16 protein-coding genes are annotated in these 22,725 nt (G+C 58.8%); 11 read left to right on the top strand and 5 right to left on the bottom strand.

Annotated elements, in window-relative coordinates; genetic code table 11:
* Window positions 1-2 precede the first annotated feature (2 nt).
* From C1Y42_RS12570 to C1Y42_RS12550, 5 genes are all read left to right on the top strand, one after another.
* Window positions 3-1,004: an ABC transporter permease gene (locus C1Y42_RS12570; RefSeq protein ID WP_164861075.1), complete on the top strand. Its 1,002-nt coding sequence runs from the start codon at window positions 3-5 to the stop codon at window positions 1,002-1,004.
* A gap of 3 nt (window positions 1,005-1,007) precedes the next feature.
* Entirely contained in the window at window positions 1,008-2,087 is a 1,080-nt protein-coding gene (locus tag C1Y42_RS12565) for a phosphotriesterase (RefSeq protein WP_104093603.1), read from the top strand.
* Between the two features lie 14 nt (window positions 2,088-2,101).
* The gene (locus tag C1Y42_RS12560; RefSeq protein ID WP_104093602.1) at window positions 2,102-2,857 is read left to right on the top strand and encodes a glutamine amidotransferase; all 756 of its coding nucleotides are present in this window, start codon (window positions 2,102-2,104) and stop codon (window positions 2,855-2,857) included.
* A complete protein-coding gene (locus C1Y42_RS12555) occupies window positions 2,857-3,972 on the top strand; it encodes a M20 family metallopeptidase (RefSeq protein WP_104093601.1) in 1,116 nt (371 codons plus the stop codon). The genes C1Y42_RS12560 and C1Y42_RS12555 overlap by 1 nt, the downstream gene beginning before the upstream one ends.
* 142 nt (window positions 3,973-4,114) lie before the next feature.
* Window positions 4,115-5,014 (top strand): LysR family transcriptional regulator, encoded by a 900-nt coding sequence (locus C1Y42_RS12550; RefSeq protein ID WP_104093600.1) that lies wholly within the window; start codon window positions 4,115-4,117, stop codon window positions 5,012-5,014.
* On the opposite strand, the gene C1Y42_RS12545 is transcribed toward C1Y42_RS12550, so the two are convergent.
* A complete protein-coding gene (locus tag C1Y42_RS12545) occupies window positions 5,011-6,306 on the bottom strand; it encodes an MFS transporter (protein ID WP_021509465.1) in 1,296 nt (431 codons plus the stop codon). The two genes, C1Y42_RS12550 and C1Y42_RS12545, sit on opposite strands and share 4 nt — an antisense overlap.
* A gap of 348 nt (window positions 6,307-6,654) precedes the next feature.
* Here C1Y42_RS12545 and C1Y42_RS12540 point away from each other — a divergent pair, with 348 nt between their 5' ends.
* The 3 genes from C1Y42_RS12540 to arsC all read left to right on the top strand — a co-directional run bounded on the left by C1Y42_RS12540 (window position 6,655) and on the right by arsC (window position 8,807).
* Complete coding sequence (locus C1Y42_RS12540) at window positions 6,655-7,008, top strand: metalloregulator ArsR/SmtB family transcription factor (protein WP_021509466.1); 354 nt, start codon at window positions 6,655-6,657, stop codon at window positions 7,006-7,008.
* Window positions 7,009-7,077: 69 nt separating this feature from the next.
* Complete coding sequence (locus C1Y42_RS12535; RefSeq protein ID WP_104093599.1) at window positions 7,078-8,361, top strand: arsenic transporter; 1,284 nt, start codon at window positions 7,078-7,080, stop codon at window positions 8,359-8,361.
* A 17-nt stretch (window positions 8,362-8,378) separates the two neighbouring features.
* Window positions 8,379-8,807: an arsenate reductase (glutaredoxin) gene (arsC, locus tag C1Y42_RS12530; RefSeq protein ID WP_104093598.1), complete on the top strand. Its 429-nt coding sequence runs from the start codon at window positions 8,379-8,381 to the stop codon at window positions 8,805-8,807.
* Here the strand turns inward: arsC and C1Y42_RS12525 are convergent.
* The 3 genes from C1Y42_RS12525 to C1Y42_RS12515 form a co-directional block, all read right to left on the bottom strand.
* Window positions 8,804-9,229 (bottom strand): thiol-disulfide oxidoreductase DCC family protein, encoded by a 426-nt coding sequence (locus C1Y42_RS12525; protein WP_104093597.1) that lies wholly within the window; start codon window positions 9,227-9,229, stop codon window positions 8,804-8,806. The genes arsC and C1Y42_RS12525 overlap by 4 nt on opposite strands.
* A gap of 73 nt (window positions 9,230-9,302) precedes the next feature.
* Window positions 9,303-12,674 carry an autotransporter outer membrane beta-barrel domain-containing protein gene (locus C1Y42_RS12520; protein ID WP_104093647.1) on the bottom strand — a complete coding sequence of 1,124 codons (3,372 nt, stop codon included), beginning with the start codon at window positions 12,672-12,674 and terminating at the stop codon, window positions 9,303-9,305.
* A gap of 356 nt (window positions 12,675-13,030) precedes the next feature.
* Complete coding sequence (locus C1Y42_RS12515; RefSeq protein WP_104093646.1) at window positions 13,031-16,564, bottom strand: autotransporter outer membrane beta-barrel domain-containing protein; 3,534 nt, start codon at window positions 16,562-16,564, stop codon at window positions 13,031-13,033.
* A gap of 816 nt (window positions 16,565-17,380) precedes the next feature.
* Here C1Y42_RS12515 and C1Y42_RS12510 point away from each other — a divergent pair.
* Window positions 17,381-18,004 (top strand): response regulator, encoded by a 624-nt coding sequence (locus C1Y42_RS12510; protein WP_021509472.1) that lies wholly within the window; start codon window positions 17,381-17,383, stop codon window positions 18,002-18,004.
* Window positions 18,004-21,510: a response regulator gene (locus C1Y42_RS12505; protein ID WP_104093596.1), complete on the top strand. Its 3,507-nt coding sequence runs from the start codon at window positions 18,004-18,006 to the stop codon at window positions 21,508-21,510. Before C1Y42_RS12510 ends, C1Y42_RS12505 begins: the two co-directional genes overlap by 1 nt.
* A gap of 10 nt (window positions 21,511-21,520) precedes the next feature.
* Here the strand turns inward: C1Y42_RS12505 and C1Y42_RS12500 are convergent, their stop codons facing one another.
* On the bottom strand, window positions 21,521-22,105 hold the full coding sequence (locus C1Y42_RS12500; protein ID WP_021509474.1) for a TetR/AcrR family transcriptional regulator: 585 nt from the start codon (window positions 22,103-22,105) through the stop codon (window positions 21,521-21,523).
* A gap of 173 nt (window positions 22,106-22,278) precedes the next feature.
* On the opposite strand from C1Y42_RS12500, the gene C1Y42_RS12495 reads away from it, so the two are divergent.
* The gene (locus C1Y42_RS12495) at window positions 22,279-22,725 is read left to right on the top strand and encodes a hypothetical protein (protein WP_058770132.1); all 447 of its coding nucleotides are present in this window, start codon (window positions 22,279-22,281) and stop codon (window positions 22,723-22,725) included.

Raw genomic sequence — 22,725 nt, 5'->3', positions numbered from 1 at the left:
TCATGAATTTAGGCAGTTCACGCATGATCCAGCACTCTCTGCCGCGCCGCTTGTTGCATAACCATTCGGGTGTGGTGAGCATCGCGCTGTTTTTTGTCTTTTGCTGCGTGGTGTTTTCGCTGATCACCAGCAACTTTCTTACCAGTACCAACTGGCTGAATATCATCCGGCAAAGCGCGCCGCTGCTGATCGTCGCCACCGCGATGACGCTGGTGATTACTACCGGCGGCATCGATTTGTCGGTCGGCTCGACGCTGGCGCTGGTGGGCGCGCTGTCGGCCATTGCGCTTAATAACTGGGGCCTGCCGTGGCCGGTGGTGCTGATTGGCGGGCTGCTGCTCGGCGCGCTGGTGGGCGCCATCAACGGCTTCTTTATCGCCTGGGAAGGGATACCAGCATTTATCGTCACGCTGGCCACGCTGGCGGTGGTGCGCGGCATCGCGCTGCTGGTGACGCAGGGCTATTCGATCCCGGTGCCGGCTGACAGCCTGTTCACCTTCATGGGTCGCGCCTGGGTGCTGGGAATTCCCATGCCGGCGCTGATCGGCATCGTGGTGTTGCTGGCCGGTCACATTGTGCTTAATCACCTGCGCTTTGGTCGCTACGTCACCGCCATCGGTGCCAACGCGGAAGGCGCACGCCGTAGCGGTATCAATACCAAAGCGGTGACCATGAAAGTGTACATTCTCAGCGGCATGGCGGCGGCACTGGCTGGCATGATCATCACCGCACGCCTCGGCAGCGGCTCCTCTAACCAGGGCGAAGGTTTTGAACTGCAGGTGATTGCCGCGGTGGTGCTGGGCAGTACCAGCCTGTTTGGCGGCTTTGGAACCGTGATCGGTACGCTGCTCGGCGCGCTGTCGATTGCCATCATCCAGAACGGCCTGATTTTGTCGCATATCTCGCCGTTTTATACCCAGATCGCCACTGGCACCATCATTCTGCTCGCCATCTGGCTCAACACCCGCATTCTCAACCCGAGCCGCGCGCCCGCCAAAGGATAGCCCATGCAAGGATCAATTTTTCGCCATGCGGATCCGTTGCCGCTCGGCGTCAGCAGCGGTCAGGTAATGACGGTACTCGGTCCGCTGCCGGTGGCGGAGATGGGCGTCACGCTGATGCATGAGCACATTTTACTAGATGCCTCCGGTAAATGGGTGCCGCCCTGCTGCTGTAGCGACCGCCACATTGCTGAAATGCCGGTGCGCATCGAGAACCTCGGCGAGCTGTCGCTCAACCCGCTGATGAGTCGCGACAACTGCCAGCTGTTTGACGTCGACACCGCAATTGACGAGCTGATGAAATACCGCGCGCTGGGCGGCGAAACGGTGATCGATCCGACCAATATCGGCATCGGCCGCGATGGTAAAGCGCTGCAGCGCATTGCTCGTCTCACCGGCCTGAATATTGTGATGGGTACCGGCCTGTATCTGGAGCCGTCGCATCCGGAGTGGGTAAAAACCATTAGCGTGGAACAGCTGACCGACAAGCTGATTTACGACCTCGGCGGACTGCCGGAGAAGCCGGAGGTGCTGGCCGGGCTGATCGGTGAAATCGGCATCTCCAGCCGCTTCACGCCTGATGAAGAGAAGTCGCTGCGTGCCGCCGGACGCGCCAGCGCCGCCACCGGCGTACCGATTCAGGTGCATCTGCCGGGCTGGGAGCGGCTCGGCCATAAGGTGCTGGATATTCTGGCGCAGGAAGGTGCCGATCTGCGCCACACCGTGCTGTGTCACATGAACCCCAGCTTTGCCGACAAAACCTACCAGCGCGAACTGGCAGATCGCGGCGTGTTCCTCGAATACGACATGATCGGCATGAGCTACTACTACGCCGATGAATCGGCGCAGTCACCGTCCGATGAGGAGAACGCGCGCGCCATTTGCGCACTGATCGACGATGGTTATCTGCCGCAGATTTTGCTGTCCCAGGACGTGTTCCTGAAGACCATGCTGACGCGCTACGGCGGTCACGGCTATGGCTACATCCTCAAACATTTTGTGCCGCGCCTGAAACGTCATGGCGTCAGCGGCGAACAACTCGAAACCCTGATGATCACTAATCCGCAGCGGGTGTTTGGCGGATAAACGGAGAAGTTGGCATGCAAAAGAACGTCTTGCTGGTCGGTGAATCCTGGACCAGTACCGCAACGCACGTAAAAGGCTTTGATCAGTTTGCTACCGCCACCTGGCACAGCGGTGCGGCGGATTTTCTTGCCGCGCTGCAGGAGAGCGCCTATGCCGTCACGCATATGCCGGCCCACGCCGCCGCCACTGATTTTCCGCAGACGCTGGAGGATTTGCAGCGCTGGGACGTGATTATTCTGTCCGATATCGGTGCCAATACCCTGCTGCTGCATCCGGACACCTGGCTGAAAAGCCGGCGCACGCCCAATCGCCTGACGCTGATACACGACTATGTTGCCGCGGGTGGCGCATTAATGATGGTGGGCGGCTATTACAGTTTTCAGGGGATTAACGGCGGCGCACGCTATCGCAATACGCTGGTGGAGAAAGTGCTGCCGGTGCGCTGTCTGGCCTGGGATGACCGTATCGAAACGCCGGAAGGCAGTTACGCTGAGGTGACAACGTCACATAAAGTGATTGCCGGTCTTCCCGGCGACTGGCCGTGGCTGCTCGGTTACAACGAAGTGGAGATGCAGCCGGAAGGCACACTGCTAGCCACCGTGGCGGGCACCGGTCATCCGCTGCTGGCGGTGCGCGAATATCAGCAAGGCCGCTCGCTGGTGTGGACCAGTGACATGTCAGCCCACTGGCTGCCGGAAGAGTTCAGCCGCTGGTCGGGCTATCGCCAGCTGTGGATCAACTGTCTCGACTGGCTGACGGAGCGTGACTGATGGCAGCGCGCTCACTGCCTCTGGCGCAGCAGCTGCTGAGCTTTGACACCATCAATCCGCCGGGCAATGAGCTGGCCTGTGTGCAATTCCTCGCCGCGTGGCTGCAGGAGCAGGGCTTCGTGGTCGAACTGACGGGGTTTGGCGAGCAGCGCGCCAACCTGATCGCCCGCCTGCCGGGCCAGATGCCGGGCAAACCGCTGGCCTTTACCGGCCATCTGGACACCGTGCCGCTGGGTAATCAGCCGTGGCAGTTTGATCCGTTTGGTCACGATATTGATGGCGACCGGCTGTACGGGCGCGGTGCCAGCGATATGAAAGCGGCGGTAGCGGCGTTTGTGCTGGCCTGCGTGCAGCACAAAGCGGCGATTGCCGCCGGGCGCGGCGTGGTACTGCTGCTGACCGGCGGTGAAGAGACCGGCTGCCACGGTGCCCAGGCGCTGATCGCGACCGGGCAGTTGCCTGAAGTTGGCGCGCTGATCGTGGGCGAGCCGACCGCCAACCAGCCGGTGATCGGCCACAAAGGCGCGCTGTGGCTGCGCTGCGAAACGCGTGGCAAAACCGCGCACGGTGCCATGCCGGAGCTGGGCATCAACGCTATCTATCTGGCGGCCGATGCGCTGGGTAAGATTCGTCACTTTTCACCGGGCGCGCCGCATCCGCTGATGAAACAGCCGACGCTGAACGTCGGCCGCATTGAGGGCGGCCTCAACATTAACTCGGTGCCGGACCGCGCCGCGTTTGATGTGGATATCCGCAGCGCGCCCAACCTGCAACACGCGGTGATTCGCCAGCAGCTGGCGACCTTTCTCGGTGACAGCGTGCACATCAGCACGCTGGTCGATTTGCCGGCGGTGCTGAGCCCGGAGCGGCACCAGTGGATTCAGTCGGTGTACCGTGCCTGCGAAGCCGTGACGCAGGAACCTGCGGAAGCGCGTATCGTGCCCTATTTTACCGATGCCTCGCTGCTGCTGCCGGCGCTCAGCGATCCGCCCTGCATTATTCTCGGTCCCGGTGAGCCGACGCTGGCGCACCAGACTGATGAATACTGCCTGGTGAGCCGTCTGAGCGAGGCTGAGCAGATTTACGGGCAGCTCATCGCTGAATGGATGCGCTGAGTGCCGCTGATGCGCTAAAAGCGGATTTTTTCCCTCTGCGCCGCCGGAAACGCCCTGCAGCCTGTTACACTCGTCGGCTATAACAACTTTTTAACGTCAGCGGCGCAGTGTGCTGGCGTTATTACGCAGGATAGTCGCGGTTATGCCCGTCAATTTTGACCTCAACGATCTCTACGCCTTCCGCGCGCTGGTGGAGTACGGCAACTTTCGTCTGGCGGCGGAGTCAATTTGCCTGTCGCAATCAGCGCTCAGCCGCAGAATTGAGAAGCTGGAAGCGGCGCTCGGTGCCCGGCTGTTTGACCGCACCACGAGGCGCGTCACGCTGACGCTGTATGGTCAGAACTTTGCTCAGCGCTCGGAGCAGTTGCTGGATAATGTCGAATCGATGCTGGCCGACGTCGAGCGCGCCAGCCAGGATCGCACTGGCCTGATCACCGTCGCTACCGTGCCCTCAGGCGCTTACTATTTTATGCCGGAGGTGATCCGCCGCTTTCAGACGCGTTACCCGCGCGTGCGCATCAAGCTGATTGATAGCAGCGTCGGCAACGTGATGGATGCAGTGAGCAGCGGACAGGCCGATTTCGGTATCTGCTTTGCGCGCAATTTACCGCCGGAGCTCACCTTCACGCCGCTGGTGGAGGATGTTTACGTCGCCGCCTGTCGCCACGATCATCCGCTGGCGACGCGCCAGCAGCTCAGCTGGCAGGAGTATTTTTTGCAGGATTATGTGGCGCTGGATAAGGTGTCCGGTAACCGCAATCTGCTGGACAGTGCGCTGGCGCATCTTACGCCCGCCCGGCAAAGTATCTGCGAAACGCGCCATGTCACGACGCTGCTGGGGATGGTAGAAGCGGGCATCGGCATTGCTGCCGTGCCCGCGATGTCGATGCCGGCGAACGGGCATCCGCTGCTGCGCCAGCTGGCGCTGACCGATCCGCAGGTCACCCGTTCGGTAGGATTAATTCGCCGCAGCGGACGTATGCAATCTTACGTCGCTGCGGAGCTGGAAAAGCTGATTATCGAACAGTCTCAGCACGCTTAACGCGCGGTTTGCAACGTCAGCGCGCGGCGGCGATACAGGTACAGCGTCGCCAGCAGCGCGCAAATCGCCGCAAAGCTCATCCAGTAACCCGGTGACGCTTTGTCGCCGGTGTATTCGATCAGCGCGGTAGACACCACCGGCGTGAAGCCGCCAAACAGCGCGGTTGCCAGGCTGTAGGCCAGCGAGAAACCGGCGACGCGCACTTCTGCCGGCATCACTTCAGTCAGCGCCGGGATCATCGCACCGTTATACAGGCCGTAAATAAACGACAGCCACAGCAGCACGCTCAGCATCATGCTGAAGGTCGGCGTCTGCGCCAGCAGCGTCAGTGCCGGGTAGGCGGTCGCCAGCGCCAGCAGCGTCATCGCCAGCAGCACCGGTTTACGGCCAAAGCGGTCCGACAGCGCACCGCCGATTGGCAGCCAGATAAAGTTGGAGATCGCCACCAGCAGCGTCACCAGCAGGCTGTCCGAGGCGCTCAGCATCAGCACTTTTTTGCCAAAGGTAGGCGCATAGACGGTAATGAGGTAGAACGCGGTGGTGGTCATCGCCACCATCAGCATCCCGGCAATCACCACCGGCCAGTTCTGTAACAGCGTGCTAAATACCTGACGCATATCCAGATGATGACGGCGCGCGCTGAACTCCTGTGTCTCTTCCAGACGGCGGCGCAGAATAAAGATAAACGGCACGATCAGGCAGCCAAACAGGAACGGAATACGCCAGCCCCAGGCGCTGATGGCGCTCTGCTCCAGCGCAGCATTGAGCGCGAAGCCCATTGCGGCCGCGACCATGATGGCAACCTGCTGACTGCCGGATTGCCAGCTGGTGTAGAAACCTTTGCGCCCCGGTGTGGCAATCTCTGCCAGATAAACCGACACGCCACCCAGTTCTGCCCCGGCCGAGAAGCCCTGCAGCAGACGACCAATCAGCACCAGCAGCGGCGCCCACAGGCCTATCGACTGGTACGACGGAATCAGCACAATCAGGAAGGTGCCCGCCGCCATGATCGACAGTGTGACGATCAGCCCTTTGCGCCGGCCGACCTTATCGATATAAGCGCCCAGCACAATCGCGCCAATCGGCCGCATCAGGAAGCCGGCACCAAACACCGCAAAGGTCATCATCAGCGACGCGAATTCGCTGCTGGCGGGGAAAAAGGTGTGCGCGATATAGGTGGCATAGAAACCGAACAGAAAGAAATCGAACTGTTCGAGGAAGTTGCCGGAGGTGACGCGGAAAATAGCGCCAACCCGGGCTCGGGTGGTCATCGGTAAGGCAGAGGAATGCATAAGTATCTCCAGTTTGTCCCTGGCGCTGTTATCAATCGCGCCTGCTTCGGAAGACTGGATCAGAACGTTAAGGTTAATAAGCGCAATAAACGCATGGCGTGATGCGTCTGACGCATTAATCGCTGCCGGCAACGGGCCGCCCCCAATATTAACAATGAGTTAACAAAGCCAGCCCCGTTTTTACTCCGCTCAGGCACGCGGGCACCACAATACAGATTTGTGACCAGCTTCAAGCCGCCCACCGTGAGCCTGGCGCATCACAAAATTAACACATCTCTTTTTTCGCATATGTAGTTGACTTCATCACGTCGCCGCACCACACTGTTGGCTTTCCATTCAGGAAGGATTATGTCGCCGCTAACGCCACTGCAGCTGTTTAAAAACCTTTCCGACGAGACGCGTCTGACGCTGGTGCTGCTGCTGAAAGAACGTCAGGAGCTGTGCGTGTGCGAGCTGTCTGCCATCCTGCAATTGCCGCAGCCGAAGATTTCCCGCCATCTGGCGCTGTTACGCAACAGCGGTTTGCTGAGCGATCGTCGTGACGGCAAGTGGATCCACTATCGCCTTTCGCCGCATATGCCGGTGTGGGCAGCGACGGTGATCGAACAGGCATGGCAATGTCAGCGCGATGCGATTCATGCCCTGCTGCTGCCGGTGCAGCGCGACCAGCTGACCACCGATGGTCGGGCGGTGTGTCTGTAAAAAATTTTACCCATACATATTCGATTTACCATATATGAAACGAACACAACCTGACTTTCCGGAGGAAACATGTTACTGGCAGGGACTATTTTCGCCATTACTTTACTGCTGGTGATCTGGCAACCGCGCGGGCTGGGCATTGGCTGGAGCGCCAGCGCCGGCGCGCTTCTGGCGCTGCTGACGGGCGTGGTGCATCCCGGCGATATCCCGGCGGTGTGGCAGATTGTCTGGAACGCCACCGCCACCTTTATCGCGGTGATCATCATCAGCCTGCTGCTTGATGAGGCCGGTTTTTTTGCCTGGGCGGCGCTGCACGTGGCGCGCTGGGGCGGTGGCAGCGGTAAAAAATTGTTCTCCTTTATTATCCTGCTGGGTGCCGCAGTCGCCGCGCTGTTTGCCAATGACGGCGCCGCGCTGATTCTGACACCTATCGTGATCGCGATGCTGCTGGCGCTGGGTTTCAGCCGGGGAGCCACGCTGGCGTTTGTCATGGCGGCCGGGTTCATCGCCGATACCGCCAGCCTGCCGCTGGTGGTGTCCAATCTGGTTAACATCGTCTCCGCCGACTATTTCCGGCTCGGCTTTGACGATTACGCCGCCGTGATGGTGCCGGTCACGCTCGCGGCAGTACTGGCGACATTGCTGATGCTGCACCTGTTTTTCCGCAAAGAGCTACCGCTCAGCTACGATCGCGCCCGGCTGACGTCGCCCGCGGCGGCAATTCGGGATCGAGCTACTTTCCGCGCGGGATGGCTGGTGCTGCTCTTATTGCTGGCTGGCTTTTTTGCCCTTGAGCCGCTGGGCGTACCGGTAAGTGCCGTGGCCACCGCAGGCGCACTGATGCTGTGGCTGGTGGCGCGGCGGGGTCAGGTGATTGATACGCGTAAAGTGCTGCGCAGCGCGCCGTGGCAGATTGTGGTGTTTTCGCTCGGCATGTACCTGGTGGTGTATGGTTTGCGCAACGCCGGGCTGACCGTCTGGCTTACCGGCTTGCTGAATAGTTTTTCAGCAACCGGCCTGTGGGGCGCAACGTTTGCCACGGGCTTCTTCAGCGCCCTGCTCTCCTCCATCATGAACAATATGCCGACGGTGCTGGTGGGCGCTCTGGCGATTGATGCCAGCACGGCGCAGGGCGTGGTGCGCGAGGCGATGATTTACGCCAACATTATCGGCTGCGATCTGGGCCCGAAAATCACCCCGATTGGCAGTCTGGCAACACTGCTATGGCTGCACGTGCTGGCGCAAAAAGAGATTCGCATCAGCTGGGGCTACTATTTTCGCGTCGGCATCACCCTGACGTTACCGGTGCTGGCCGTGACGCTGGCAGCTCTGGCGCTGCGCCTTTCCCTTTGACCGTTAAGAGACTGACAATGACTAACATTACCATCTATCACAACCCGGACTGCGGCACCTCGCGCAATACGCTGGCACTGATTCGCAACAGCGGCGTCGAGCCCACCATTGTGCTTTATCTGGTTACGCCGCCCACGCGTGAAACGTTGCAGCAATTGATCGACGCCATGGGGATTGGCCTGCGCGCGCTGGTGCGCCAAAACACCGACGCCTGGCAGGCGCTGGGGCCCGCACGTGAAGCGCTGAGCGATGAGCAACTGCTGGATGCCATGCTGGCGCAGCCGATTCTCATCAACCGCCCGATTGTGGTGACGCCACTGGGAACGCGTCTGTGCCGTCCTTCTGAGCAGGTGCTGGATATCCTGCCCGATGCGCAGCGCGGTCTGTTTACTAAAGAGGATGGTGAGGTGGTGATTGATGCGCAGGGCCGGCGCGTTAGTCTTTAGTCGGTCAGAAATCGTCCCGGATAATCTGCTTCAATCGCATGCACCTGGTCATAACGGCCAAACAGGCGATAGCGATTGCGGGCAATCAGGTTGTAGAGCAGATTAGTGAGCCCGTCCGGCAGATAACGCAGAACGCCGCAGACGCGCCACGGCCAGGGCAGCGATTGCATAATGCGACAGATGGCCTGCGCGCGCAGCCAGTGCTGCCCATCGCGCAGTAACACGATAGTGCGGATGTTATCGTGCGGCAATCCGGCGCGCTGCAGCAGCTGTTTGCCGCGCTCGCTCTGGATCGCCGCAAAGTGATAATCGCGCGGCAAGCGGTGGCGCAGCAGAAAAATCACCCAGGCATTACACAGCTTGCATTGTCCATCATAAAGAATGATCGGCTGGCCGGACTCGGGTTGTACGGATGATGGCACCTGACCTCCGCATTACAGATACAAAAAAACCGGTGAGGCGACACGCCCCACCGGTTTAATTATATGTCACTTATCAGAAGCTGACTTTCACGCCCGCCACCGCGCTGGTGTCGCTGTAGCTGTGATTACCCAGCTGCTGCGCCACGCCGCCCCACAGATTGACGTTCGCGTTCAGCCGCGCGTCCACGCCAAGCTTGACCTCGGCGGCATTGCGCGTGCCCGCCTGCTGGATGTTGACGCCGTTCAGCGCGGTGCCGAACGCCTTGCTGTTGTGCAGCCAGTTCGCTTCGGCGTACGGCTCGATAGCGCTCTGCGCCTGCGGGTCGAGCAGCGTGCGCAGCGAGGCGCGCACGCCGAGGCGGCTCTGCAGGTTGTTTTGACCGGTGGCCTGCACGCGGCTGCCGTTCTGCTCTTTCACGTCGTCCGCCTTCACGCCCTGCCAGTTCAGCTGCGCCTGCGGACGCAGCCACAGGCTGGTGCTGTCGCTCAGCGTTGCCACTTCGGCGCGGTAGCCGCCGGCCAGCGACGCGCTGATGCCTTTGGATTTATACGACTGCTGGCCGATGTCATCGCCCTTCACGCTGTTGTTGAACCAGCCGTAGCTCAGTGAGCTGTCAACAAATGCACCGCTCTGCTCTGCCGCGTTCTGCTGCCAGCTGCCGTACACGCCCAGGCTGTAGCCGTTCACCTGGCCTCTGGACTGGTAGCCGCTCACCACCGAGCGCGACTTGCTCTGTGCGTTGCCGTAGCCGGCCATCGCGCCGAGGCGCAGGCTGTCGCTGCCGGTCAGCGTGCCGCCCGCCACGTCGCCGCCCAGCTGGATGGCGTAGCGGTTGGTGTCTGACTTCAGCTGGCCGCTGCTGTCTTTCACCCGGCTGTGGCCGGCGCTGTTGTGCAGCCACAGGCGCGTGCTCTGATGCTGGCCGCTGGCGTCGGTGTAGAAGGTTTCCGCCGGACGGTCGTCCATGCTGGTGGTAAACAGCGTGTTGGCCGCCGCCAGGTTGGCGCTGTAGCTCGCCGCTTCCGGACGCACGATCATGTTGTGCTGATTTACCGGCGGCTCGACGATCTGGCCGCCCTCACCTTCGCCCGGCGTCACCACCGGATCGGGCTCGCTGCCGTTTTTATCGCTCATCAGATACCAGCCGTGCTGATCCGCGCCCTTCACCAGGCTGTAATCATAGGCACCGGCGACGATACGCCCTTTCTGACGGAATTCGCCGTTGTTAGCGCCGTCCACCTGAATGATGTTCAGGCCCTGAATGGTCTGCGCGCCGCTGCCGCCGGCGTTGTTCACCACCACGTCGGTGCTGCCGCTGCTGTCGCCGAGGATGTGCAGCTTATCGCTGGCCGAGTGGTCGTCGCCCAGCGCCGCGTTCATCACCAGCGTGCTGTTGTCGCCGCTGTAGTTGCCGTTCACCGTCAGGGTGCTGAAGCCGGCGCCGTCGTGGGTGAAGTTCAGCGTGCTGTTGCTGGCGTTGAGCGTATCGACGCTGCTGTCGCCGGTGATGTTCCACTGGCTGTTGTCGTTCAGCGTCAGCGTATTCAGGCCGGATGACGCGCCGGTCCACACCGAGCTGCCGCTCAGGTTGATCTGGCTGTCAGCGGTCTGGCTGCGGTCAATATCCACGTTACCCTCGAACAGCGAGTGGTTGCTGCCGTTCAGCACCACCGAGCCGGCGGTCGAACCTTCTGCGGTGTTATAGCCGGTTTTCAGCAGCGTGCTGCCGCTCAGCACTGAATTATCCGCGTCGATATTCATACTGGTGCCGGTCAGCACGTTAACGGCGGTGCCGCCGGTGGCGGTGATAGCGGTATTCGCCAGTATAATATCCGCCAGCGTGGCCTGATACTGCGACAGAATACCGGTGGCGTTTTCGCCTGAGACATTAATATCTGAACTCGTCAGGGAAATATCATTCTGTGCATCTGGCCGGTATAAATTAAGCACGTTAATCGCTGCGTTTAAACCTGTAGAATCAATGCCGCTTTTTTCAAGGGTAATATTATTACCGCTGAAGGTGCTGCCATCCTGGACCTCAATGCCGTAACCGCCGCTGCGCGTCTGCACGTTAACATTGTCGCTGTTTAATGTAGCGCCAAAACCCACTGCCAAAGCTGAGTGACTGGCGTCAGTGATAATTTCAACATTTTTGAGGTTGGTCGTGCTGTTATTTATCCCCAGTACGGCGTATCCAGCATTCTGCCCCATTTGAATGCGACTGTCAGACAGCTTCAGCACCGTGCCGGTTCCCGATGCGTAAGTGCCTGAGCCGCTGCCCGTAATCTCAATGGCGGTTTTTGTGGCATTTAGCGTCGATTTCCCGTCCGCCTTCAGGCCATTAGACCCGCTGCCACTGGTTGCAATGGTACTGTCATTCACATTCAGAAGAGAGCCTTCACCGCTGGTATAAACGCCATCAGCATTTTTACCTGAGGTGATCAGCTTTGTTCCTGAAATGCTGAGCTTTGCACCGTTTGCGGCATAGGCCCCATAGGCGTTATCACCGGTGGTTGTGAGCGTACTGTCTGTCAGCGTCACTTCTGTACCGACGTTGCTGACCGCCACGCCATATGATTGTGCGCCGCTCGTGCTTACCTGCGCATCGCTGGCGTTGAGTTTGCCGCCGGAATTCGCCGCCAGGCCGACAGCTTTGCTGCCGGTTGTGTTCACGGTTCCGCCCATCAGCGTGACTTCCGTGCCGGCATTGTTGGCGACCACTCCATTGGACTGATCTCCGCTGGTGGTAACCTGCACGCCGCTGGCGTTGAGTTTGCTACCGTTACCCGCCACCAGGCCGTAGGCTTTGTTGCCGCTGGTGGTAACGCTGCCACCGGTCAGATCGATCAGCGAACCCGCCGCGCGCGAATAAGCACCATACGCGCCGTCGCCGTGAGTGACATAGTCTGTATCAGTACTGTTTATGATACCGCCAGAAGAGGCGTAGGCGGCGTGGGCGGTCTGGCCGGAGGTTTCCACCTTTGTGCCGTTGGTCTTCACCGCGCCGGTCACGCTGGCCACGATGCCGTAGCCGCCGGCGCCGGTGGTGGTCACGCTACCGCGCGTCATCTCCGCAGAGGCAGCGCCGGCGGTGGAAAACACACCGTAGCCGCTGGTGCCCGCGTTCAGCACCGTCACGTCGGTGGCGGTGGCTTTTGCGCCGTTCTGCACCAGCAGCCCGTAGTATTTGTCGCCGGTCGCCTGCAGCGTCTGATTATTCAGTTCAACCGGCTGCGCCGGATCGCTGACGGTGGCACCGTTGGCGGCCAGCGCCGCCGGTGAACCGGCCAGCAGCAGCGCCGAGCCCAGCGCGCCGCCGATCAGTGCTGATTTATTCGCCGCTTTGCCGGAGCAGGATGATTTGACTTTGCCGCGCGCCAGTTCCGAGGTGACGACATAACATTGCAGGGCATAATTCCAGATAACGCGATAGCTCTTGTTCATATTCTTTTCCTGATTCAGGTTAAAGCAATCCCTTCCGGCAATAAGCGAAATAAGCGGTTATTAACGGGCAGGCACGGAAGAAACAGCCATCAAACTATTTACGGTGACGCGCTGTCTTACCGGCCTTAATTAATCTCTGCCAGAGCGGCTGATGGGAAAATATTCGCAAAATCGCGGAAAGGTGAATATGAGAGCACCGGAATACGGCTGTAGTCGCAGGACTACAAAAAGTAAGTCGCCGCGCTATGTTCCAGATCAATTAATTCTGTGTTAACACGTCAGGTGAGCAGTAAACAAAAGCGGAGAACGCGGGCGGGCTAAAAAAAAACGGCCCCCGTTGCGGGAGCCGTTGTTCATCAGAAGCTGACCTTCACGCCGGCGATGGCGCTGGTGTCGCTGTAGCTATGGCTGCTCAGCTGCTGCGCTACGCCGCCCCACAGGTTGACGTTGGCGTTCAGCGTGGCATCGACGCCCAGCTTCAGCTCACCGGCGTTACGCGTGCCGGCCTGATGGATGGTAACGCCGTTCATTGAGGTGCCCAGCGCGCGGGTGTTGTGCACCCAGCTGGCCTCGACGTACGGCTCCACGCTGCGCCCCTGCTCCAGCGCAGAGCGCAGCGAGGCGCGCACGCCGACGTGACTCTGCAGGTTATCTTCACCGGTGCCGCGCACGCGGGTGCCATTGCCTTCCGTCAGGTCATCGCCCTTCACGCCCTGCCAGTTCAGCATCGCCTGCGGACGCAGCCAGAAGCCGGTCGACTCGGAGAGCGTCGCCACTTCGGCGCTGTAGCCGCCGGCGAGCGACGCCAGGATGCCCTTCGACTTGTAGGACTCCTCGCCGACGTCCTCGCCCTTGATGCTGTTGTCGAACCAGCTGTAGCTCAGCGTGCTGTCGATAAATGCGCCGCTGCGCTCGGCCGCGTTCTGCTGCCAGGTGCCGTAAATGCCCAGGTTGTAGCCGTGCACCTGGCCGCGCGACTGATAGCCGCTCACCGCCGAGCGCGATTTGCTCTGCGCGTTGCCGTAGCCGGCCATCGCGCCGAGGCGCAGGCTGTCGGTGCCGGTCAGCGTGCCGCTCGCCAGGTCGCCGCCCAGCTGGATGGCGTAGCGGTTGGTGTCGGTTTTCAGCTGGCCGCTGCTGTCTTTCTGATGGTTGTGGCCGCCGCTGTTGCGCAGCCACAGGCGGGTGTGCTGCTGCCGGCCGTTCGCGTCCGTGTACTGCGTGACGCCCGGGCGGTCGTCCATGCTGGTGGCGAACAGCGTGTTGGCCGCCGCGAGGTTGGCGCTGTAGCTCGCCGCTTCCGGGCGCACGATCATATTGTGCTGCCCCACCGGCGGCGCGATGATGTCACCGCCGGTGCCTTCGCCCGGTGCGGTCACCGGATCGGTGTTAACCGGATCGGTTTCGCTGCCGTTTTTGTCGCTCACCAGATACCAGCCGTGCTGATCCGCGCCTTTTACCAGGTTGTAGTCATAGGCACCGGCGACAATACGCCCTTTCTGACGGAATTCGCCGTTGGTCGCGCCGTCCACCTGAATCAGTTGCAGGCCCTGAATGGTCTGCGCGCCGCTGCCGCCGGCGTTGTTCACCACCACGTCGGTGTTGCCGTTGACGTCACCCAGCACGTGCAGCCGGTCGGTGGCCGAGGTGTCGCCGCCCAGCGCCGCATTCATCACCAGCGTGGCGTTGTCCGCCGTGTAGTTGCCGTTGACGGTCAGCACCGTGAAGTTCGCGTTGTTGTGCGCCACGTTGATCACGCTGTTACTGGCCGTCAGCGCATCCACGCTGCTGTTATCCATGATGTTCCACTGGCTGCTGTCGCTGAGCGTCAGCGTCTGCAGGCCGGATGACGCGCCGGTCCACGCCGAGCTGCCGCTCAGGTTGATCTGGCTGGCGGTGGTCTGGCTGCGGTCAATGTCCACGTCACCGATGAACAGCGAGCGGTTGCTGCCGTTCAGCACCACCGAGCCGGCGGTCGAACCTTCTGCTGTGTCATAGCCGGTTTTCAGCAGCGTACTACCGCTCAGCAGCGAGTTGTCGGCGTCGATATGCATATCGGTGCCGGTCAGCACGTTGACGGCGGTGCCGTCAGTGGCGGTGATGGTGGTATTCGCAAGCTTAATGTCCGCCAGCGTGGCCTGTCGTCTGGAAAGAATGCCGGTGGCATTTTCGCCGGATACATTGATATCTGAATCGCTCAGGGAAAGAGTATTCCGTGCATCAGGATAATATAAATTCGTCATATTTATTGCAGCATTAAACCCTTCAGAGTCCGTGCCACTTTTTTGAATTGTAATATTATTACCGCTGAAAGTACTGCCATCCTGGACCTGAATGCCAAAACCCCCGCTGCGCGCCTGCACGTTAACATTATCGCTGTTTAATGTAGCGCCATAACCCACTGCCAAAGCAGCATTACTGGCGTCAGTGATGATTTCAACATTTTTGAGGTTGGTCGTGCTGTTATACTTCCCCAGTGCTGCGTTTCCGGCATTCTGCCCCATGTGAATGTGACTGTCGGACAGGTTCAGCACCGTGCCTGTTCCCGATGCGTAAGTGCCTGAGCCGTCGCCCGTAATCTCAATCGCGGTGTTTGTGGCATTAAGCGTCGATTTTCCGTCCGCCTGTAGGCCATTAGCTTCTGCGCCACTGACAACAAACGAACTGTTGTCCACATTCAGTACAGAGCCTTCGCCAGTAACGTAGCCGCCGTGCGCATTTTTGCCAGCGGTGTTGACTATCACGTTGCCGACGTTAAGAGTTGAATTAGTTCTGGCATATAAGCCATATGCACCTTGTCCGCCAGTCGTCACTTCTCCACCCGTGAAAGTCAGTGCAGTGCCGGCACTTTCGGACACTACGCCATAGGCCTTATCACCACTGGTAGTGACCTGCACATTACTGGCATCCAACGTTGAAGCACCACTGGCATACAGACCAAATGCACTGGCTCCGGCGGTAGTAACCTTGCTGTTATCCAGATTCACTTTCGTACCGGCATTGCTGGCAGTTACGCCATTCGACTGGTCACCGCTGGTGTTCACCTGCACGCCGCTGGCGCTGAGTTTGCCGCCGGAACCCGCCGCCAGACCGTAGGCTTTAGTGCCGCTGGTGGTGACGCTGCCGCCTTGCAGAGTGACTTCCGTGCGGGCCAGGTTGCTAAAAACACCCGATGAATCGTTACCCTGGGTAATAACGGTCACATCGCTGGCATTAAGTCTGCCGCCGGAACCCGCCACCAGACCATAAGCTTTAGTGCCACTGGTGGTGACGCTGCCGCCTGTAATATCGATCAGCGTACCCGCAGCGCGGGAATAAACACCATAAGCACTGTCACCGTGCGTTATATAGTCTGCGTTCTGGCTATTAATGATTCCGGCCGAAGAAGCGTATGCGCCGTAGGCGTTTTTTCCGCTGGTTTCTACACGGGTGCCATCAAGTTTAAATGCGCCGGTCAGGCTGGCGACCACGCCGTAGCCGCCATCGCCCGTGGTTTGCACGCTGCCGCGTGTCATCTGAATATCAGAAGAAGCGAGCGTGGAGAATACACCGTAGCCATCAGCGCCATCAGTTAATACCGTTACATCCGTGGCGCTGGCCTTAGCGCCGCTCTCAACCAGCAACCCGTAATGATCTTTACCCGTCGCCTGTAACGTCTGGTTGCTGAGATTCAGAGTTTGTTCCGGTCCTGTTGCAGTCGCGCCATTATCTGCCAGCGCCGCCGGTGAACCGGCCAGCAGCAGCGCTGAACCCAGCGCGCCGATAATCAGGGATGATTTATTTGTCGCTGCACCAGAGCAGGAAGACTTCACTTTGCCGCGTGCCAGTTCCGAGGCCACGACATAACATTGCTGGGCGTAATTCCAGATAACACGATAATTTTTGTTCATGATTTTTCCTGATTCTGATTATGTCGAACCCGGACGGATACGACGTAACGGTTTAAACGGCGGCGATGCGATAGGAATTTTCTCCTTCACCTGATGCCGCAAAATAATTAAAGCTACGGGATTGGGCTGAATTCTAACGCTGAGACAGGTCTTAACCTCTTTAAGACCTGTCTCAAAACTAATCGCCAGACAAATAAAAACCATCAGATTACGCTGTAGGCTGAGGACTACAGGTTTACTCACCTTGAAATTTAAATAATTCAAAAACAATGCTTCCGCGCAACCTGAGTGCGCAGAGAATAAACGCCACGTCTCCCTTTGCAACCCGCAATTCAGCGTGGTTAATTCAGCGTTTATTCATTTACCCGAATTGATGCACACTCGGCTTATTGCCTAAATATAACAACAACGACTAATTTATTTATCAAATAATTCACCTGATGCAGATCTCATAACTTACCCATAACATAAAACATTTAAAGATTTACGGTAAGTCGCTGTTATTAAAGCGCTAACCTTGCCACCCTCTGTTGTCATGTTAACTTTTTAAAAACTTACGAACCTTTAATCTTCAGCACTTAAGTTTAATAAATTCGCGCCGTTTATCCTTAGTGAATAATCTTTATGCTAAGCAGAAAAGTCGCAGGCGAGATTTTATCGTTGTAAATAAGACAGCCAGTAATCAGCTGTAAGTTATGGACTACATTTAAAAATAAATGCCCATGTACAGAATGATCTTGAGTTGATTAAGATGACATTATATAAGTGTGCTTTTGAACGAGCGTACTCAGTTTAATTAAGAGAAAGGCAGTGCGTATGGCTAACTTTGTTATTGTTGATGATCATCCCATTGTGCGCGTGGCGATAAGACTGGTGCTGGAAAATGCCGGGCATCGTGTTTCAGCAGAGGCTGTTGATGGCGACAATATATTTAGCCTGATCAAAGAGAATGGCGCCGATGCGGCAATTATTGATATAGATCTGCCCGGCATTGATGGTATTGAAGCGGTCAGGAATCTTCGCACCGCGGGCTCATTAATTCCGGTGATTGTGATGAGCGGGAAAAACGCGGAATTTTACGCCTATAAGAGTAAAAAAGCAGGTGCCAATGGTTTTATCAGTAAAAAGAACAATCTGAACGACCTGGCACAAGCCGTTGACGCGGTGCTTTCCGGCTATGGTTTTTTCCCGCTGCGCCTGAGTCACCAGGCGGAGGGCGATCAACTGGTGCAGGACAGCGACAAATTGCTGCTGCTGTCGCATCGCGAATATGAAGTGCTGCGCTATCTCGGTGAAGGCACCGAGATTGTCAAAATTGCCAACCGCATGAAGCTCAGCAATAAAACGGTCAGTACCTATAAAGCCAGACTGATGGAAAAGTTATCGCTGAAAAATCAAAAGGATTTACTCGATTTCACCCGCCGGAACCAGATTAACTGATGCGACTTTTTTTCCTGTGCGCGCTGTGCTGCGCGCTGCTGCTGGTCGCCCCACTGCGCGCGGCGGTGCAGCAGCTTAACTATCAGCCTAACGATTTGCCGGCGATGCCCGCGCCGATGCTCAATGACAGCGACTGGCACTGGCTGGGGCAAAAGCGCGACAGCGTGATTGGCATCTATGGGCCGGATCGGCCACCGATGCTGCGCACCAATCCTGAAGGAAGAGTGTTTGGCTACATTCCCGATGCGGCTTACGCTGCGCTGCACAGCCTGGGTATCAGTTTTCGCGTCAAACATTATGACACCGCGCCCGAAGCCTTTGCCGCGCTGGCGCGCGAAGAGCTGGATATGATATTTGTGCCGGCCGGTGAGGCGGTGCCGGCGCATGTTAACGACACTATCAGCGTAACCGCGCTGAAAGCCAGCCCGGTGCGGGTGGTGCGCAGCAGCAGTAACCCACTGGCCGGTCAGGAGTTTTTACCTGGCCCGGCGATAACCTCCCCCTACAGCCAGCTGCCGCAGGTCGCGATGGGCACCCTGCCCTATGCCGATGTGCCGGCGGTGGAAGCCTATTACCTGATTGAACGCAACTATCTGAATACGCTAACCATCGATCACATTCTGCCCGATCTCAGTTCGCCGTATCGCTTTGTGGTCAACAGTAAAGAACACGTGCTGGCGCGGGCGATGCGCATTGCGTTTGACGCCCTGCAGCGCCACGCGGCCGGTGAGATCATTGCCGCACGCTGGGATATCGCCAACATCACGCGCTTTGTCACCACGCCGCTGGCGCTGACGCCCACCGAGCAGGCCTGGCTGCAGACGCATAACCAAATCAACATGGCGGTCACGGACCTGGTGGCACCGTTCTTTATCAAAAACGCGCAAGGCGAAATCACCGGCATCGTGCCGGAGTTGCTCAACCTGATTGAAATGCGCACCGGGCTAAGCTTCAACTTTGTTGAGATCAGCGACAGTCGCGATCTGACCGCGCGGATGAAACGCGGCGATGTCACGATTGCCGCACCGCTGATCTGGAGCCAGCAGCGCAGCCGTGACTTTTTGATGACCACACCATTTATGTTCACGCCGGAAGTGCTGGTGACCAACACCGCCGCGCAGGATGCGCCGCCAAAGCGCGCCGCGCTGGTGCGCGAGCAGGATGCCTCCCACTGGTTCCTGAAAAAATATCCTGATGTGTCAGTCGATTATGTTGGCAATCCCAGCCTGGCGATGCAGTGGGTGGCGGATGGGCAAACCGACGCCACCATTAATACGCTGGTGGGCGCGCGCTATCTCTCTGAAGGTCTGTATCCCGGCAAACTGCGCTTAACTGAGCTGAAACCGGCGCAGGAAGCGGCTATCGCCTTTGGCGTCAGCCGCAGCGAGCCGGAACTGCAGGACATCATGAACAAAGCGCTGGCCGCCATTCCGGCTGGCATGATGACCGATGTATTAACCCACTGGCAGGCCACGCCCGCCGCGCATTTCGACACCTGGAAGCTGTACCGCAAAGAGTTTTATGTCGGCGCGCTGGGCGCAGCCACCATCATCGCCGTCACCTTTGTCTGGGCGGTGCTGCTGATGCGGCAGGTCAAACGGACGCGCCGCACCAAAGCGCTGCTGCGCCAGGAAATTCAGCTGCGCGATCGCCTGATCAATGGTCCGCCGCGGCCGTTTTATGTGGCCTCGCTGGATGGGATGATCGTGCACACCAATCCGGCGTTTACCCAGTTTTTCACCCCGGAAGAACAAACCCATCTGGGCTATTCGCTGTATGACTGTCGCCATCCGCTCTATCACGTGTGGCAGCAGATCGACAAAAACATCCAACCCGGCGACATTCCGGAAGAGGCGGAATTTGTTATTGATGACGGGCGGCAGAAGCGCCATATCCGTCACTGGATGACCTCGTACACCGGCGATGAAGTCGGCAGCGGCGGGCTGATTTGCGGCTGGCAGGACGTCACCGACTACCTGCAATTGCTGGAAGATCTTTCGCTGGCGCGCGAAGCCACTGAGCTGGCCAGCCAGAGCAAAAGCGACTTCCTCGCCACCATGAGCCATGAAATTCGCACGCCGCTCAGTGCGGTGATTGGCCTGCTGGAACTGCAGACGCAGGAAGGCCGCGCCGATACCGAACTGATTCGCGTGGCGCACGAAGCGGCGGTCAGCCTGATGGATATCGTCGGCGACATTCTCGATATGGCGAAAATTGAGTCGGGACGCATGACGCTGCAGCCGCAGTGGGTCAGCCTGCATGCGCTGGTGCGTCCGGTGATCTGTGCCTTCGACGGCCTGGCGCGGCAAAAAGGCATCAACCTGAACCTGATGCTGCCGGTCGGCGATGACGATCTGTTTTGCGATGCCAGTCGCGTACGCCAGGTGCTGTCTAACCTGGTGGGTAACGCCGTCAAGTTCACCGATCAGGGTGAAGTGAAGGTTACGGTGGGTCTGACGCCGCTGGAGAGCCATACCGAGCTGCGGATCCAGGTGGCCGATACCGGACGCGGCATCGATAAAGCAGCGCAAAATGCGCTTTTCCGCCCGTTCGAACAGGCCGGCCTGTCGGATAACGCCGGCACCGGGCTGGGCCTGTTTATCTGCCAGGAGATCACCCGCCTGATGGGCGGCAGCATTTCTCTGGAGAGCGAACCCGGCGTCGGCACCGTGCTCAACGTCGCCGTGCCGGTCAGCGTGCGTGATATCGCTACCCCGCTGCCGTCTCCGGTCGCGGAACCGTTGCCCGCTGCGCCGCAGGTCGCGCTGAATGTGCTGATCATTGACGATCATCCGGCCAACCGCCTGCTGATTTCGCGTCAGCTGACGCTGTTAGGTCATAGTTTCCGCGAAGCGAACAACGGTGAAGAAGGCCTGGCGCAGTGGCAGCAGCAGAAGCCGGACGTGATCATTACCGATTGCAATATGCCGGTGATGAACGGTCTGGATATGACGCGCAACATCCGCCGGGAAGATAAGCACACCTATATCATCGGTATCACCGCCAACGCGCAGCAGTCGGAGCGTCAGCGCTGCCTCGAAGCGGGCATGAACGAGTGCGTATTCCGGCCGGTTAAGCTGGCGCAGTTAACCACGATTCTGAGCCAGATTCACAGCGCCAGCGCGCTGTCGGTCGGTGATGATTTTTCTGACTGGGTGGATATTGCCGAAATCGAGAAATATATGCCCAACAGCCCCGGCGCGATCGCGGATTTTCTCGACATCGTGATTAATGAAGCACGCACCGATCTGACGCAGGCGATTGACGTGGTACAAAGCGGCGATCTCGCGACTGCCGCCAGCCTGTTTCATCGCATCACCGGATCGCTGCGCGTCACCGGCATCCGTCAGCTGACGGAGCAGTGCGAAATGCTGGAAGAGCTGGCGGAAATGCAGGAAGACAGGGAAATTATCCTGCTGCATTTGCGGGAAGCGCTAACGCTGGTGGACAGGATGGAAGCTTCGTTGCGTCAGCAAACCACACCCGTCCAGGCAGGGGCGCACTAATTGCGCATCGTCAGGCGGTTTTGATCAGCTTATGCAGCAGCGGATGAGTGATCTGCTCAAACATCCCGGCGTTATTGAATGCCCGCGCCGCCAGCATCGCGCCGTGCACGCTGGCCATCAGCGTTTTGGCTTCGTTTTCAGCGCTGTCGCTGAGCTGGAAAACGCCGCTGGCGGCACCTTTGCTCAGCTGGCGCGCTAACCAGCCGGAGAGATCGCTGAAGTGGCCGCTGACTTCCGTGGCGACATCCGGCGGCAGCGTGGGCATTTCCGCCGCCAGCATCGCGCAGATGCAGAAAGGCGAAGTTCCCTCTTTAATGCAGTGCGCCCAGTAATCGACGTAGGCCTTCACTTCGTTCAGCGGATCGTTGATCTGTTCATCCATCGCCTGCATGCCCGCCTGCGCCTCAGCACGATATTCCTCTACCACCGCTTTCACCAAATCGGCTTTGCCGGGAAAATGGTGGTGAATGCTGGCCTTACGGATATCCACCTGGGCGGCAATATCGGCATAGCTAAAGCTTTTATAGCCGCCGGCGGTGAGCAACTGGCGGGTGCAGGCCATGATTTCGCGGGCTTTAGAGGAACGGGCAGTCATAACGCAATCCGGTAGAACAACAGAGATCGGTCAACCTACTGGCAGGCAGGGAAGAAGTCAAGCCAGCGGCCTGGCGTGCAGCGCGCACTTTTTTCATTTTTTCAGCAATATTTTCGTCGCTGATTCGTCTACCTCATCACCAACCCTGTTTATCACCGTAATGAGGAACCCCAATGAGAGATTTTGACAGACATCAGCATTCACGTGGTCACCGCTTTGGTCATCACCGCATGGCGAAACCGCTGCTGCTCGGCGTGGTGCTGTTTGCTGCCCTTGGCCTGCTGGTGATGTCGCTGTGGAATGCGCTGCTGCCGGAACTGACCGGCGTAAAAAGTATTGGCTTCTGGCAGGCGCTGGGGCTGCTGGTGCTGTGTCGTATCCTGTTTGGCGGGCTGGGCTTCCATCCCGGTATGTTTGGCATGGCGCGTCGCCGCATGCATGAACGCTGGATGCAGATGACGCCGGAGCAGCGCGAAGCCTTTATGCAGCAGCGGCGCGAGCGGTTTGGCGGCCGTGGTCATCATGGCGGACGCTGTGACTGGCACGATCGCCGCAGCCAGCGTGACGATCCTCGCCCGCCGGCAGACGATGCGCCCGCCAAGTCCCCGGATGCAGAGTAA

Origin of the sequence: Pantoea sp. ICBG 985, from assembly GCF_002928365.1 — a bacterium.
GTDB classification, from domain to species: Bacteria; Pseudomonadota; Gammaproteobacteria; order Enterobacterales; family Enterobacteriaceae; genus Pantoea; species Pantoea dispersa.
Note: the sequence above shows the minus strand (reverse complement) of the source record. Positions and strands in the feature narration are given on the sequence as shown.

Bases quoted from the DNA above. Each gene is read 5' to 3' on its own strand.
- C1Y42_RS12570 (WP_164861075.1), top strand. From the start codon at position 3: ATGAATTTAGGCAGTTCACGCATGATCCAGCACTCTCTGCCGCGCCGC.
- C1Y42_RS12565 (WP_104093603.1), top strand. From the start codon at position 1,008: ATGCAAGGATCAATTTTTCGCCATGCGGATCCGTTGCCGCTCGGCGTC.
- C1Y42_RS12560 (WP_104093602.1), top strand. From the start codon at position 2,102: ATGCAAAAGAACGTCTTGCTGGTCGGTGAATCCTGGACCAGTACCGCA.
- C1Y42_RS12555 (WP_104093601.1), top strand. From the start codon at position 2,857: ATGGCAGCGCGCTCACTGCCTCTGGCGCAGCAGCTGCTGAGCTTTGAC.
- C1Y42_RS12550 (WP_104093600.1), top strand. From the start codon at position 4,115: ATGCCCGTCAATTTTGACCTCAACGATCTCTACGCCTTCCGCGCGCTG.
- C1Y42_RS12545 (WP_021509465.1), bottom strand. From the start codon at position 6,306: ATGCATTCCTCTGCCTTACCGATGACCACCCGAGCCCGGGTTGGCGCT.
- C1Y42_RS12540 (WP_021509466.1), top strand. From the start codon at position 6,655: ATGTCGCCGCTAACGCCACTGCAGCTGTTTAAAAACCTTTCCGACGAG.
- C1Y42_RS12535 (WP_104093599.1), top strand. From the start codon at position 7,078: ATGTTACTGGCAGGGACTATTTTCGCCATTACTTTACTGCTGGTGATC.
- arsC (WP_104093598.1), top strand. From the start codon at position 8,379: ATGACTAACATTACCATCTATCACAACCCGGACTGCGGCACCTCGCGC.
- C1Y42_RS12520 (WP_104093647.1), bottom strand. From the start codon at position 12,674: ATGAACAAGAGCTATCGCGTTATCTGGAATTATGCCCTGCAATGTTAT.
- C1Y42_RS12515 (WP_104093646.1), bottom strand. From the start codon at position 16,564: ATGAACAAAAATTATCGTGTTATCTGGAATTACGCCCAGCAATGTTAT.
- C1Y42_RS12510 (WP_021509472.1), top strand. From the start codon at position 17,381: ATGGCTAACTTTGTTATTGTTGATGATCATCCCATTGTGCGCGTGGCG.
- C1Y42_RS12505 (WP_104093596.1), top strand. From the start codon at position 18,004: ATGCGACTTTTTTTCCTGTGCGCGCTGTGCTGCGCGCTGCTGCTGGTC.
- C1Y42_RS12500 (WP_021509474.1), bottom strand. From the start codon at position 22,105: ATGACTGCCCGTTCCTCTAAAGCCCGCGAAATCATGGCCTGCACCCGC.
- C1Y42_RS12495 (WP_058770132.1), top strand. From the start codon at position 22,279: ATGAGAGATTTTGACAGACATCAGCATTCACGTGGTCACCGCTTTGGT.